9 protein-coding genes are annotated in these 14,627 nt (G+C 69.1%); 1 reads left to right on the forward strand and 8 read right to left on the reverse strand.

Translation table 11 applies throughout. The features are described from left to right. Positions 1-75: 75 nt before the first annotated feature. Positions 76-8,748: a golvesin C-terminal-like domain-containing protein gene (locus tag ACVCAH_RS12660; RefSeq protein ID WP_447136284.1), complete on the reverse strand. Its 8,673-nt coding sequence runs from the start codon at positions 8,746-8,748 to the stop codon at positions 76-78. A 223-nt stretch (positions 8,749-8,971) separates the two neighbouring features. On the opposite strand from ACVCAH_RS12660, the gene ACVCAH_RS12665 reads away from it, so the two are divergent. Beyond that, the gene (locus ACVCAH_RS12665) at positions 8,972-9,406 is read left to right on the forward strand and encodes a TIGR03668 family PPOX class F420-dependent oxidoreductase (RefSeq protein ID WP_447136285.1); all 435 of its coding nucleotides are present in this window, start codon (positions 8,972-8,974) and stop codon (positions 9,404-9,406) included. A gap of 16 nt (positions 9,407-9,422) precedes the next feature. On the opposite strand, the gene ACVCAH_RS12670 is transcribed toward ACVCAH_RS12665, so the two are convergent. The 7 genes from ACVCAH_RS12670 to ACVCAH_RS12700 all read right to left on the reverse strand — a co-directional run bounded on the left by ACVCAH_RS12670 (position 9,423) and on the right by ACVCAH_RS12700 (position 14,543). After that, positions 9,423-10,334, reverse strand: coding sequence for a TIGR03619 family F420-dependent LLM class oxidoreductase (locus ACVCAH_RS12670; RefSeq protein WP_447136286.1), 912 nt, complete (start codon positions 10,332-10,334; stop codon positions 9,423-9,425). 105 nt (positions 10,335-10,439) lie between these two features. Continuing rightward, a complete protein-coding gene (locus ACVCAH_RS12675) occupies positions 10,440-10,967 on the reverse strand; it encodes a hypothetical protein (protein ID WP_447136287.1) in 528 nt (175 codons plus the stop codon). Positions 10,968-11,102: 135 nt separating this feature from the next. Next, on the reverse strand, positions 11,103-11,765 hold the full coding sequence (locus ACVCAH_RS12680; protein WP_447136288.1) for a L,D-transpeptidase family protein: 663 nt from the start codon (positions 11,763-11,765) through the stop codon (positions 11,103-11,105). Positions 11,766-12,288: 523 nt separating this feature from the next. After that, the gene (locus ACVCAH_RS12685) at positions 12,289-13,020 is read right to left on the reverse strand and encodes a DUF4184 family protein (RefSeq protein ID WP_447136289.1); all 732 of its coding nucleotides are present in this window, start codon (positions 13,018-13,020) and stop codon (positions 12,289-12,291) included. Positions 13,021-13,069: 49 nt separating this feature from the next. After that, positions 13,070-13,780: an HAD family hydrolase gene (locus ACVCAH_RS12690; RefSeq protein ID WP_447136290.1), complete on the reverse strand. Its 711-nt coding sequence runs from the start codon at positions 13,778-13,780 to the stop codon at positions 13,070-13,072. Positions 13,781-13,832: 52 nt separating this feature from the next. Further along, a complete protein-coding gene (locus ACVCAH_RS12695) occupies positions 13,833-14,198 on the reverse strand; it encodes a TetR-like C-terminal domain-containing protein (protein WP_447136291.1) in 366 nt (121 codons plus the stop codon). A 6-nt stretch (positions 14,199-14,204) separates the two neighbouring features. Next, positions 14,205-14,543: a helix-turn-helix domain-containing protein gene (locus ACVCAH_RS12700; RefSeq protein ID WP_447136292.1), complete on the reverse strand. Its 339-nt coding sequence runs from the start codon at positions 14,541-14,543 to the stop codon at positions 14,205-14,207. Positions 14,544-14,627 lie beyond the last annotated feature (84 nt).

Genomic DNA, 14,627 nt, shown 5'->3' on the forward strand with positions numbered 1-14,627 from the left:
GCCAGGCCGGTGGCTATCGCTGCCAGGAGCGCCGCGCAGACAACTGCCCGCCTTCCAGGCCGCATCACTCGCTCCTCAGTTGTAGTAATTGCCCTTGTGCAGGTCCGCGTCCATCTCGAAGACGTTGTAGCAGGTCCACGGGTCGTCGCACTTGTCGCCGTGGGAATCCACCCGCTCACCGGCGAACAGGTAGATCGCGCCGGAGAGCAGGCTGGCGGAGCCGTAGGCGAGACCGAAGTTCACCGGGTTGCCGGTCAGCCCGAAGTACTGGGTCGAGTGCCGGGACTCGTGCTCCATCAACTCCGGGTCGGCGTCGAGCTGGGACCTCGCCGCAGTCGTGGTGTAGACGTTCCCGATGGTGATACCTCCGTCACGAGCGAACCGCTTCGCGTCGGTGCACGTGAGCATGAGTCCCCGGTACCAACTACAGGTGGCACCGGCGATCCACGCGTAACCGTAGCCCACCGCCGTGGACGGCAGGTTCAACGCGAAGCGGGCGACGTGCCAGGCCCGCTCGATCGCGTTGGGGGTGTGCTCCACCGTCCAGTCCCAGGCGTCGCTCACCGCCTCGGTCGTGGCGTTCCAGGCGTCGGCGACGGCCTCGGTGGTCGCGTCCCACGCGTCCGAGACGAAGTCCGTCGTCGCGTCCCAGGCGTCCGAGACGGCCTCGGTCGTGGCGTCCCACGCGTCCGAGACGAAGTCCGTCGTCGCGTCCCAGGCGTCCGAAACGGCCTCGGTCGTGGCGTCCCACGCGTCGCCGGCGGTGTCCGTTGTCCAGTTCCACGCGTCCCCGGCGCAGTCCCCCCAGGTCGTGGGGTTCCAGCCGCAGGACGAGTGGCCGTCCCGCTCCACCCGGGAGACGGGGTTGCCGCCCGCGAACGCGTACCGGTTGGCGTTCCAGGGGTCGGTGCCCATCCGCATGTCGGACAGTGCCCCGTTGTAACTGTCCCGCGTGAGGAACCGGTTCAGGCCCGGGTCGTAGTTCCGGAAGCCCATGTCGTACGTCCCGGACGCGTCGCTCACCCGCTTGGCGTTGAACCGGTACGAGTTGTACGCCTCCTTCGTCGGGTTGGCCGGGTCGGGCTTGTCCACGCCGGTGAACAGCGCGTCGTCGTTGCTGCCGAACGCGGTGTAGCCGTACGTGGCCTTGGTGTTGCCGGCCTCGTCCGTGATCTGGTCGACGTCGGACCGGATGTTGTAGCCGTAGTAGGTCCGCTCCCTGCTTCCGCCGGCCCCGTGCACGATCTGGGAAAGCCGCTCCCCCCACGGCGAATACTGGTAGGACTTCGTGACCTCCCCCGCGACCTCCTCGTCGAGGACGTCGGTGGAAAGCCCCAGGTAGTTGAACGTCGTCGTCTTCTGCTGGGCGGTTCCGGCATCCGTCGTCCGCGTGGTGGTGCGGTCGAACGGGTCGAAGCTGAACTTCGTCGTCGACGTGCTGGTACGCGTCTCCACGACGTGGTCGAAACCGTCGTAGACGTTCCGCTTGACGATCGAACCCGCCGCGGTGACGGTGTCGAGACGGCCGAACGGATCGTAGTTGTACGACGAGGTCAGTCCGGCGGTCGTCGATGTCAACAACCGGTTGCGGTCGTAGTTGAAGGTCGTCGTCGTGCCCTTGACGGTCTGGGAAATGATGTTGCTGTTGGCGTCGTGGACGTACGCCTCACTTCCGGCGCCGGCACCCGTCTTCGTCACCGCGACCAGCCGGTCGCGGGGATCGTAGGTGTAGTCGTACTGCGTGCTCAGGTACCCGCTGTGGTTGTCGGCGTTCATCTTGCTGCTGGTGACGCGACTCCGGTTGCCGTTCAGGTCGTAGGTGATCACGTCGTCCGACACCGTCGTGCCGTCCGCCTTCTTCTCGACCTGCGCCCTGGGCAGCCCGTCGAGGTAGTAGCTGTAGGTGGTGATGTTGCCGTTGCCCTTGGTCTGCGTCTTCCGCTCGCCACGGTCCGTGTACTCGATGGTGGTGGTCTTCCTGCCCGGGTCGCTGGCGGACGCGCCGTTGGTCACCGTGGCGACGAGATCCCGTGGGTCGTACGTGTACGTCGCGTACTGCCGGTCGTGCTCCACCGTCACCGGCGAGCCGTTCTCGTTGTAGTCGAAACGGGTCGTGTTCCGGACCGCCCCCGACTTGCTCTCGGTCACCGCGTCGACCTGGTTCAGGTCGGTGTAGGTGATCGAGTAGCTGTCCACCCGTGCGCCGGCGCTGTTGTCGGACACGGTGATCTGGTTGCCGTTGGCGTCGTACCGGTAGGTGTAGTCGTGCTTCTCGGTGTCGGTCTCTCCGGCGTTGTTGCGAACGAGCTTCACGGCGTCGGCGGCCACGGTACCGGTGGCCTGGTCCGACAGGAGCACCTTGTGACTGTTGCCCTCGCTGAAGCTGTACGAGCCGAGGCTCACCCAGCCACCGCTGTTGACGCTCTGGTCGACTGTCCGTCCGGTGCTGCCGCCGACATGCGACACCGTGTACTTCGCGTCGGTCGCGGCGCCAGTCACCTCCGGGTAGCGGACGAACACCTCGTAGGCGCCGGCCTGCGGCACGTTCAACTGCCAGGTGAAGGTGTTGGTGCCGGTGCCCGCCGGTCGACTGGCGTAGCTGGGGCCGTACATCCCCTTCGGCGAGGTGGCCGTGTTCCAGGTGCCGGTGGCGGTGGTGTTGTTGAAGTCGGAGTTGTCGACGAGCACCACCTGCTGACCGACCGGCACGCCGTCGTCCGCCCGGGCCCGCAGCTTGCCGTCGGGGAAGTACGACCAGGTCATCGTCCGGTTCGACGATCCACCGGCCGAGGTCACCTTGCGCAGGGTCTGGGACCCCAGGGAGTCGTAGTCGTACGACGTGACGATGTCCCACGGATCGCTGCTGCTCTTCATCCAGCCGTTGTCGAAGTAGGTGTAGGTGGTGTTGTTGCGGACCGACTCGCCTGACGACGGCGGGGCGGAGACGATCTCCAGCCGACCCACGTCGTCGTACTCGTAGGTGGTGACGTCCGGGGTCTTGTACCGGGCGTCGTCCTTGTCGTACGCGGTGCGGGTCTCCTTCACCCGGTTCAGCTTGTCGTAGACCGTGACCGTGGCGAAGTCGTCGGGATCGTCGGTCGTGTCGACGCCCCGAGGGCTCACCATCCTGGTCTGGTTGCCCACCTGGTCGTACTCGTACCGGGTGCTGCGGTAGGTGACGACGCCCGCGACGTCCTTGTGCGGCACCCTGACCTCCGCGGTCGCGCCCCTCGCGTCCAACGTGAAATCGGTGGTGACGCCGACCTGGTCGGTCGTCGCCGTCACGAGACCGTCCCGGTCGTACCGGGTGGTGGTGAACTTGCCCAACGCGTCCGTGGTCCTGGTCAGCCGGTGCGCCAGGTCGTACTCGTAGCTGGTCGTGTAGTCGGAGGTGTCGGGCGTCGCGTTCTTCCGCGGATCGACCATCTTGACCACGTCGCCGTGCCGGTACTCATAGGTGATCTTGTCGCCCCGGGCATTGGTCACGCTGGTCAGCTGGTAGATCTCGTCGTACACGTTGGTCGTCGTGTAGTCACCGGCCGTCGGGGTCAGGTTGCCCTTCGGCTCCGTGGTGGTCAGCAGGTTGCCGACCTTGTCGTAGGTGAACGAGGTCCTCCGCTCGGGGTCGCCGGGCTCGTCGACCGAAGACAGCGTGTAGCTGAGCTGATCCGCCTCGTCGAAGAACGCCTTCGACACCGCGCCGTTCGGCGCGTACGACTCCAGCACGTTGTCGTTCACGTCGTATTTCGGAGCCGGGGTGACGATGAAATCGCCGGCGTCCTGGTCCTTCGGCACCTTCTTCTCCTGCGGCCGCCCGAAGGTGTCGTACTCCTGGGAGGTGACCTTGCCGTAGGCGTCGGTGACCGTCTTGACCTGGCCGCGGTCGTCGTAGCTGTACCTGGTCGACTTGGTGTCCGGGTCGGTGATGACCTTCGGGTAGCCGTTGGCGTCGAAGTCGCTGTTGACGGTCGTGTTGCCGTTGGCGTCGGTCGCCGTCAGCAACTGGCCCCAGGCGTCGTAGGTGTAGGAGGTCTTGTAGTCGTTGGCATCGGCCGTGGTGTTGCCCACCGGGTCGACCACCCAGGCGAGGTCACCGTCCGGCTCGTAGCCGAAGGTGTGTTTCCGTCCCTCCGGGCTGGTCTTCTCGGTCAGCTCGGCGACGTACCCGTTGAGCTGCCGCTGGTAGCCCAGCACCGTGCCCGACGTGCCGTTGGCGACCGCCGTCGCGTCCTTGATCTCGGTCGGGTAGCCGGTCTTCTGGTCGTACTGCCAGGTCGAGACCGCGCCGCTGGCCTCCTCCAGCCGGGTGACGTTGTGGTCGTCGTCCCAACCGAGCTTGGTGGTCTCGTTCTTGGCGTTGGTGGTCTCGATCGGCCGACCGTAGCCGTCCATCAGGTAGGCGGTGGCGTGGTTCTCCGCGTCGGTGACCGTGGTGCGAATGGTGTTGGTGGCGTCCGGGTCCACATAGGCGAACTGGGTGGGGTGGCCGAGCCGGTCGGTGTAGGTCTTGGTGCGCCAGTGCCACTTCGGGTCGTCACCGGCCTGCGGGTAGTGGTAGGTCAGGTCGGTGGCGTTGTCGCGCGGGTCGGTGACCTTGACCAGCTTGACGTTCTTGTTGCCCTGCGTCATGTCGTAGCGGAACTGGAGCTTCTTCGGCTCTCCGTTGGTCGAGCCGGCGCCGTCGATCAGCTCGCCGAGCAGACCCTTGTCGGTGTACGTGAAGGTCAGCTTCCGTCCGGAGATGTCGGTGATCTGGGAGACGTGGTCGATGATCTTCGGGTTGGTGAGACCCGACGACGCGCGGACCTTGGTCCACGTGGTGTCGTCGATGTAGTCGTACGTCTGGCCCTTGGCGTAGTACTCGATCTTCAGCGTTTCCCGACCGGTCGCGTCGGTGAGGTACCTGAGGAACTTGGTCGGCTTGTTGTTCGACTTGCGCTCCTCGTAGACGAAGCGCAACTCGTTGCCGTTGTTGTCCACCACGCTGGTGAGGAAGCCCTCGCAGTCGTAGAAGAACTGCGTCCGGTCCGGCCGGGTCAGCACCCACGCCTTCGGCTCCTGGGTGTTGGGCTTGCAGTCCAGGCTGGTGACCTTCTGCAGGTAGAGGTGCACGCCCTTGGGGCTCTTCCACTCGTTCGCCGCCGGGTCCCAGGTGAACCGGTGGCTGGTGCCGTCGCCGTCGGTCAGGGTGACCTTCGTCGGGTTCGGGTTGGGGTGGAAATCGAGGGGGGTACCCAGGCGCATCATCGACGACGCCTGCAACGACCAGCCGTAGCCGGCGACGGTGTCGCTGGTGTCCAGCGAGTTGTACGCCAGCCGGACGAACGTGGAAAGGCCCCGCGACGGGTTGGCGAACGCGTTGTACGACCAGACGGTGTTACCGGCGTAGAGGTTGTTCATCAGGGTGCCGCCGGCACCGGTGTTCTTCCCCGCGTACGAGTAGAACTTCTCCAGACCCAGTTGGTCGGAGGTCGGCTCCTCCACCGCGATGTTCTGCGGCAACCCCTTGATCGGGCTGGTCGCCGAGAGCTTCCGGCCATCGATCTTGTTGCGCAGGTCCCAGCTGAGCACGTACGCGGCGCGCTTGTTGCCCTCCGTCGACGACGGTGGGGTCTTCACCTGGGCGGTGACGTCGACCGTACCGCCGGCTGCCACGTTCTTCGGCAGCGCCGTGCGCAACTCGTAGCTCTCGTCGGGGACGTCCTCGAGGACACCCGCCGCGTTGTACCGCTTCCAGTCGTACGAGAGCTCCCAGTCGGTGGTGTTCCAGGCCGCCAGCGTCGGGTTCGACACGGTCACCGGGAGCGTGTACGTGGCGTTCGGCGCCAGCGTCTGGGGCGTCGAGGCGGCGTAGTACGTCGACTCCCCGTTCTGCTCGAGGTAGGTGACCTCCAGCGTCGGCCGCAACAGTGGCTCCGGTCCCTCGGACGACAGCAGCATGGCCCGTGCCGTCTGGTTGACCTCGTCCCGCTGGCGCATCAGGAAGCCGTGGTTGCTGGCCGGGTTGGTCAGCCACCCGGCCACGGCCGGGGTGACGTCCCAGGTCTCCCACTCGGGGTCGTTGCTGAACCCGTTGAAGCTGGCCTTCCAGGACGTGTCGTAGTCGCCGCCCGGGGTCGTCCACAGCGTGGTGGCGTTCCGCCGGTTCCAGGTCGCCGTCGTCTCGTCGAACGCGTTCTTGAGCTTGTAGACGTCGACGTACTCGTCCCGGTCGGTGCCCGGGTAGAGGTACGTGTTGAACATGCGCAGCTCGGCGCCGACGATCTTCGCGTCGGTCGGCACTCCGGCCAGGTTCGGGAACTTGACGACACCACGGGTGTCGCCGTACCCGGTGGTCATGCTGGAGTTGTTGCCCACCGCGACGTACGGGTCGCCGTCGTAGACGTCCACGTTCGAGTCCGGCCTGGCCAGCGAGAGCGAGGTGTCGGTGACCCCGGTGCGGTAGATCCGGGTGATCTGGCCGGCCTTCGGCAGCATCGCCGGCTGGGTCGGGCCGGCGATGACCTGTCCGTCCTGGGTCTTGACCGCGACCATGTAGTAGTAGAACTTCCGGGCCATCGGGTCGGTGTTGTCCGCCGCCGTGGGCACCGCGGTGGTGTCCTGGTAGGTCCGGCTCGCGCTCGACACGGGCGCGATCAGCGTCGCGGCCGACGGGGTGAAGTTCTGGTGCACGCTGCGGTGCACCTGGTACTCGACGATGTTGTCCGCCGTCGTGCTCGTCGACGGGTCCCGGTACTCCGGCCAGGTCAGCACGGCACCGGTGGAGGTGATCGTGGTCGGGGACTCCACCGCCACGCCCGGGCGCCCGTAGGTCACCACCAGCCTCGGCAGGTTGTAGTCCCGCCGGTCGTTCATGTAGGCGTACTCGGACGCCTCGAAGATCGGGCCGCCGCGGTTCAGCTTGTTCTCGTCGACCGCCTTGAGCATGAAGCCGTTGTTGCTGGCGGGAGCGTTCACCCACTCCTGGACGGTGTTGCGCACCGGGAACGACATCCAGGCGCTGGACACGGCCCGCTTCTTGGTCGCGACGCCCCAGCGGGTGAAGCGCACCGCGTCCGCGATGACCGACTTGCCGACCAGGTCGCCGAGCACGACCCGGCCGGTGGTGCCGGCGTCGAACGGGTGCACTCCGAGCGTCTTCCACTGGCCCTTGCCGGAGGGGATCATCTGGTTGATCGGGTACGCCTTGCTGCCGCCCTTGTAGTGGACGGTGTAGGGGGCCATGTCGGAGCGGTCGTCGGTGTGCGAGGTGAAGTGCACCTCGACCTGGTAGTTGCCCGCTTCCGTCAGCGTGGGCACCCAGGTGTGGGTGTTCCCGGCGGTGGCGTCGTCGTTGTACCGGTAGTCCGCGTTGATCGCGAGCGGCGTCAGGGTGGTGTTGCCGGAGTACGGCCAGGTCCCGGTGACTGACGTCTTGCCGGTCTCGCCGTCGTCGACCGTGACCATGTTGCCGGACGGCTGGGCCGCCATGGCGTTCTTCATGGTGTCCCAGGTGGCGGTGTCCTCGTCCCACGCGGCATTGACCTTGCGTGCTTCGATCGAGACGTCGTACTCCCACGACTCGTGGGTCTGCGAGTAGTACAGCTCGAGCCGGGCGTCGTCGATGGTGGTGTTCTGCGGGATCGAGCTGGTGTTGAACTGCACCAGCGAACGCCAGAGCCCGGAGTCGGTGCCGACCTTCAGCGGCCACTTGACCTGGTCCTGCCCGTACGGGTGGGTCGGGTTGCCCGAGTAGATCTGCACGTCCTGGCCGTCGGTCGGCACCGGGCGGATCTGGATGGTGGGGTCGACGACCACCGGGTAGACCCGGGCAGGGTCGGCGAGCCAGCCGGCATCGGCGCTGAGCGTGATCGTCGAGGTGCCGCCCGACTGGGTCACCGTCTGGGTGACCTTGTCGCTCCACACCTTGCCGTGCGGGGAGGACTTGTCGTCCTTGTCGTCGTACATGAACGGCGCCGGCATCACGAAGACCGGCTCGCCCCCGTCGGTACGCAGGAACGCGATGGAGCCGTCCGGGCGCTGCTGCGCGGTAAGCCCGGCGGTGTCCAGGGTGAACGTGTACGACACCGGCCCGCTGGGCGCCCTGCGCAGGACGATCTTCTCCTTGAGCGCGGTGGAGGAGACGTCGTAGACGACGTCGGCGCCGCCGGCCAGGCCGGGGTAGGTGACCGTGGAGCCGGAGACCTTCGGAGTCACGTCCTTCGGCGCGCCGGCCAGGCCCAGCTCGATGCTGCGGCCGTCCTGCTCGAAGCGGACCAGCTCGTCGGAGCTGTCACCGAACAGGCTGGTGAAGGTGTTGGTCCGGTTGCCCTGGACGTAGCCCTTCTCGTCGGTCGGCTTGATGGTGGTGTCGATCGGCTGGTAGCGGCCCTTGCCGTCCTTGTAGTGCAGCGGCACGGCGGAGATCTCCGCCTGGGTCCGCCCGTCGGACAGCTGGTAGACCTTCGAGTTGGCGGTGCGCTTGCCGGTCAGCTCCTTGACCCGCTTCTGCGGCGGCCAGGTCTTCGCCGCCGGCGCCTTCTCCTGCACCGCCAGCCCGGCGCTGACGACCTCCGGCTTCGCCGGGCGGCTGCCGCCGTTGACCAGGTTGCCGGCCGCGTCACCGAGGCGGGACAGCAGGTTGCCGTCCCCCTCGGAGTTCGCCGCGCTGTTCCGTTCCTGGTCGGGCAGGAGTTGTGTCCCGCCCAGGGTGGCCACCAGGGCCAGCACCAGGGCCGCGATCAGCGGTCCCCGTAGCTTTCTCTTCACCCGTCACCCTCCGGTCAAGGGCCAATACGACGGGTAGAAGTTAGGGAGAGCAGATACACCGTGAGCTATCGCGCGGATACCTCAGGCATCGAGATCGGCAAGATCGCACAGTGCCGGGTCGGACCATGGCGCGGTCTGCGGGCGCGAACCCCGGGCTCCTCGTTCGGCTCCCGTCGGCGGATGTCGGCACTCTCCCGGCCGGGCTCGGCTACGGTCTGGCCTTGTGCAGGCCCACCAAATCCGGCACCGGGTCGGATCGGCCCGGGTGGCCCGGCTCGCCACCGTCCGGCCCGACGGCCGGCCGCACCTGGTACCGGTCTGCTTCGCCCTGCTCGGCGAGGTGGCGTACCACGCCGTGGACGAGAAGCCCAAGCGCCACCGGCAGCTGCGCCGGCTGGTGAACATCCAGGCGACAGAGCATGCCTGCCTGATCGTCGACGAGTACGACGAGGACTGGTCGACGCTGTGGTGGATCCGGCTGGACGGTCGCGGCCGCCTGGTCGGGGATCCGGCGGAGGAAGCCGCCGCCCGGGCGGCGCTGACCGCGAAATATCCGCAGTATGTGGCACGCCCACCGGACGGGCCGATCGTCGCGGTCACGGTGACCCGATGGTCGGCGTGGTCGGCGGCGGAAGGAGCGGTGGACCTGACGGGGTGAACCCGCGTGGTCCGGGTCAGCAGGTCGGGGCGAGCGCGTCGAGCACCTCGTCGGCGCGGCGCAGCGACGCCTGCGGGTCCGCCGAGGGTGAGCCGATCTCGGGATCGAAGTTGAGGTCGACGAAGAGTTCGGTGACGCCCGCCTCGGCGAGCCGGCCGAAGTCCGACCGGATCTGCTCGAGCGTGCCGGTGAGCGGCGTGCGGTCGGCCGAGCCTGCCGGGCGTACCTGCACGGCGCCCCGGCAGACGAACCGCAGCGATTGGGGGTCGCGCCCGGCGTCCGCTGCCGCCGTCCGCACCGTGGCGACCGCCTCGGCGATACCCGTCAGGTCGGCCTGGCTGCCACTGATCCAGCCGTCGGCGAGCCGGCCCGCCCGGCGCAGCGCCGCGGGTGCCTGACCGCCGAGCAGGATCGGCGGGTGCGGTCGCTGCACCGGCTTCGGGTCCATCCGGGTCGGCGGGACCTGGTAGAACGCACCGCGATGCGCGATGACCTCGTCCTGCCAGAGGCTGCGCAGGACGGTGACGAACTCGGCCGCGCGCTGGCCCCGCCGGTGCCGGCTCGCGCCGGTCGCCTGGTACTCCTCGTCCGACCAGCCGAGGCCGAGCCCGACGTCGAGCCGTCCGCCGGCGAGGATGTCGAGGGTCGCGGTCTGCTTGGCCACCACGACCGGGGAGAGGAACGGCATGTTGAGCACCGCGACGCCGAGCCGGATCCGCGTGGTGTGGGCGGCGAGGAAGGCCAGCGTGGTCAACGGATCGTGGACGCTGTGGTACGTCTCGCTCCAGCCGAGGTCGGCGGGGGCCAGCAGACGCTGGAACGTCCACAACGAGTGGTATCCGAGCAGTTCGGCGCGCCGGGCGACGTGGACCATGTGCTCCGGGGTTGCCCATGAGCCGGAGACCGGCGGGGCGAATCCAATCTCCACTCCGGCACGCTATCCAGTGCCGCCCCGGCCGGCACGCGGAACCGCCATCGTCGACCTGCCCGGCGGGTGCGTCCCGCCCGCAGCGGCCGCGGCCCCCAGCCGCGGCTACCTGTCGGCCACGCTGCTCACATGGGGGCCCAGCCGCGTTCCCGCGGCGGCCCGCACACGCTCAAGTCGCTCGAGGTCCTCGTCGAGAAGCGTCAGGATCTCGTAGGCCAGGCTCGCGGCTCCCACGGTCGCTCCGGAGAAGACCTCTCGATACAGCAGCCAGATGCCGGGCTGCACCGCGGTGCGGCACTCGTCGAGGAGATCCCTGCCTCGGAGCGCCGGCTCCCATGCCTGGGCGTCCGCGGAGAGGATGAAGAGCAACGTCTCCAGGAACTGGTGGCGCGCCGGCACGGAAGTGGTGTCCGCCAGGGCTGCCAGAGCTACCGACACCACCGGCAACGACGGCTCCATGAGCACCGAGGGCGACATGACATGCCCGCCAATGACGTCGAACCGTATCTCTTCCTCATCCTCGGCGCGCGCCAGCGCCAGCAGGTCACGGGCGAGATGGTCGGCGGGGTTTCCACATCCGCAGCGAAGTGAACTCCAGTCCCGGCGCGCGATCTCACCTGCCACGAGCTCCATCGACGCGACATCCCCCTCTCCCGGGTCGACTCCTCAAGGGGCTGCCCGATACCCCCGCCGTCGCCTCGACACTATGCCTCGGAACGCCGAGGGCCGCCCCGGTCGGGACGGCCCTGGGCGGAGGCGGGAGCTGGGTCAGTACCGGCCGAGGTTCGCCACCGGGCAGATCACGATCCGCGGCGCGCGCGCCGGGTCGAGCCAGGTGAGCACCCGGACCAGGTTGGCGTGCGAGAGGCTCACGCAGCCGGCGGTGGCGTTGCCGCCGCTGGTGCTGAACTCGTGCAGGAAGATGCCGCTGCCCGCGTTCGGGATCGGCTTCGCCACGTTCGGCGGCATGTTGTACGTGATCACCGCGAAGTGGGTGTACGCCGGGATCTCCTTCCACAGCGCCTCACTGAAGCCGCCCGGGTTGGTGGTGCTGTGCTGGAAGGTGTTGTACAGCGGCGAGTCGACGTTCTCATTCCACCAGTCGTTCGTCACCAGCCGGTGGTAGGGGAAGCGCACCCCCGGGTCAGCGCCGATGCCGTACATGGTCGGGCCGAACGAGTAGACGCCGGTCGGCGTGGTGGGCACTCCCTCGACGTGGTTGTCACTGAAGCCCCGGGAGCCGATGCGCGCCGGCAGCGGCGGGAAGACCGGCACCCAGTGGCCGCCGGCCAGGGCGAACGTCTCCAGCGTGGCGTACGTGGTGCTGTAACCGTTGCCGGTGACGACGACGACCTGCTTGGTCGTCTCCGGCAGGGTGGTCAGCGCCGACGCGCGATTCGGCGGCGGGATCGGCCGCGGCCGCCCGGTCACGACCGTCCCACTCGGGTGGCCCTATCGGTGCGCACGGAAGAGCGTCTCCGTTCCATTCGCAGCATGATCGCAGTTCCGGCGCCGCGCGGCTGCCCCGGAAAGGGTGAGGAACATCAGCTCTCGAAATCGGCGGGTCGGTGTAACGGGAATGGCGCGCCCGACGCAGCAGCCGCCGGCAATACCGCGTCGAAACGAAAAACGGGTCAGGACCGGGTCCGCAACTCCCCGGTCCTGACCCCCAGCCGTCCGGCGTGGTAGCGAGCTTCGTCGGGTTGGTCGCGCGGGCGTGGCACGCCGCCCACGCCGGGCTCAACCCGACGAGCCGGCCCGCCTGCACTCAGCTCCACGGTGCCCAGCTACCGGACTTCGGTGCGCTCCCGACTCACCCCGAAGAGCCGTGAGCGCCGGATCAGGTTAGGCGCGTTTCTCCGGCCCGGACAAGGCGCGTCGGGTGCGGTGGAGGGTGATTGATATCAACGTTGAAAACCGGCATGTCGGCGTAACACGGCCGCCGGGACGAGCGCTATTTCCGGTCGGAGCGATCTCTGCGCCACCGCTCCGCCAGCCGGGCCGCCACGCCGCCGGCCAGCAGCGCCAGCGCCAGCACATGCAGCAGTCGTACGCCGGTGGCGGCCGGCTGGCCGGCGGCCGGCAGGACCGGCAGCAGCGCCACCCCGCCCAGCGCGGTCGAGACCGCGACCGTGCGGAACACCGCCGGCCGGGCGGCCGGCGAAGGCAGCACTCCCACCCTGCCATGGCGTACCAGGCGGCGCGCCAGGTCGATCGCGACCACCCCACCGAGCAGCGTGCTGGTCAGGTCGGCCACCGTCCACCAGTGCACTCCAGTCCGGGCGTACCAGTCCACACCGAGCGCCCGGAGCCAGCCATCGGTGTGGGTGAGGTAATCCCAGCCGAGGTGGGTGGCGGCGCCGAGCAACGCGGAACTCATGGTGATCCACCACGGATGTGGGCCCGGCACGGCGTGCGCCGGCCGGAAGCGCGCCGGCAGCCGCGGGGCGACGACGGCCGCGCCGCGGCGCACCACCCAGGCGTAGCCGAGAGCCACCGGCAGGCACCACCAGAGCAGGCCGGCGACGGTGTGGGTGCCGGCGACCTCGAACCGGGTGCCCATGCTCAGGTACGCCACGTCCGGCGACACCGCACCGGTGGCCAGCGCGACCCCGTCGAACCAGCGCGGCCGCCACAGCTTCAGTGGCAGCACCGCGGCCAGGTGCGAGGGAAAGGTCAGCGGCACCGGGGCCGCCCCGTGCCGGCGGCCGGGCAGCCAGTCGGCACGTTGTTCATCAAAAGTGCTTCAGCAGGTCGGGGAAGGCGGTCAGGTGCAGCACGCCCGGGTCGGCCGGGTCCAGCACGTCGTGCTCCAGCACCCAGGTGTTCTCGTTCGGGATGAACACGGCGTTCATCCCGGCCGCCCGGGCCGGCAGGATGTCCGACTTCGGGGAGTTGCCGATCATCCATGCGCCGGCCGGGTCGAAGGCGTGCTCGCGGGCCAGCCAGCGGTACGTGTCGACGTCCTTCTCCTGCACGATGTGCGCGGCCCGGAAGTGGTGCAGCAGCCCGGAGGCGTCGAGTTTGCGCTGCTGCTCCCCCCGGTCACCCTTGGTCAGCAGCAGCAGCGAGTGCCGCCCGGCGAGCTCGTCCAGCGCGTCCGCCACCCCGGGCATCAGCTCGACCTGGTGCTCGACCAGCGCCACCGCCAGCTCCTGGATCTCCCGGCGCTCGGCCTCGGTGGCCGGCCGCCGGCGCAGCCGCTCCAGGCACTCGCCGAGGCTGTGCAGGAAGACCTTGCTGCCGTAGCCGTGCACGGCCGCGTTGGCCCGCTCGATGTCGTCCAACACCGCCCGGATCTCGACCCGGTCCAGGGTGGGGTGGTCCAGCCACGCCAGGAAATCGTCGATCACCCGCTCGAAGAGCACGTTGTTCTCCCAGAGCGTGTCGTCGGCGTCGAACACCAGCACCTGCCCCGGGGACACCGTCGCGCCGCCACCCGTCATGCCCGTCCTCCTCCCGTGCCGGGCCCGGCGGCTCGCCACGGCCCGGCCGGGACTATAGGGCAGACCCGCCGACCCGCCCAGGGACTTTCCTGCCCGCCCGGCGCGGGGCCGGCGCCACCGCGACGTCCAGCAGCCGGGCGGCGATCATCTCCTCCCGCTGTTCCTGCGCCTCCGGCCGCAGCCGGCCGCCCCTGGTGAGCATGACCACTCCGTGCAGCAGGCTCCAGCCGAGTTCGGCGAGGGTGTCCGCGTCCCGGCCGGCGGCCAGCGGCGCCACAGCGGCGCGCAGCTGCCCGAACGCGGCCGCCGGGGTCACCGGCGCCCGGTCCGCGCCGAGGGTCAGGTCGGGGGTGTGCGCGAGCATCGCGTCGTAGACCTCGGGATTGGCGTACGCGAAGTCGAGGTAGGCGGAGACCACGGCGGATCAGGCCCGGCGGGTGTCGCCGGCGGCCGCCTGGGCGGCGGTGAGCGCGGCGGCCAGCTCGGCGAAGCCGCGCACCGCGACCGCGGCCAGCACCGCGTCCCGGTCGGTGAAGTGCCGGTAGAACGCGGCGACGTCGACTCCCGCCCGCTCGGCCAACCTGCGCGGGCTCACCGCCGGCCAGCCCTCCGCCTCGGCCAACTGCCGGGCGGCAGTGACGATGGCCGCCGCCTCGCCCGGCTCGGCGCGGGTCGCAGCCTCGCTCCGGTCGGCCGGGACGGCGTGGTCGGTGCGGTCGGCCGCCGCGGCTTGGTCGGCGTCGCCGTCCTCGGGTTCGGGCACCTCACCGAGCGTAGTGGCGATCGCGGACGGCGAGCGGTCGGCGACGGATTGGCGACTGTTCGCCGCCGCGACACAATCCCCTGG

The sequence above is a fragment of the Micromonospora sp. LZ34 genome, from assembly GCF_052981855.1.

What these genes read in the sequence shown, in the direction of transcription:
- ACVCAH_RS12675 (WP_447136287.1), bottom strand. Translation starts at nt 10,967, where the DNA reads ATGGAGCTCGTGGCAGGTGAGATCGCGCGCCGGGACTGGAGTTCACTT.
- ACVCAH_RS12690 (WP_447136290.1), bottom strand. Translation starts at nt 13,780, where the DNA reads ATGACGGGTGGCGGCGCGACGGTGTCCCCGGGGCAGGTGCTGGTGTTC.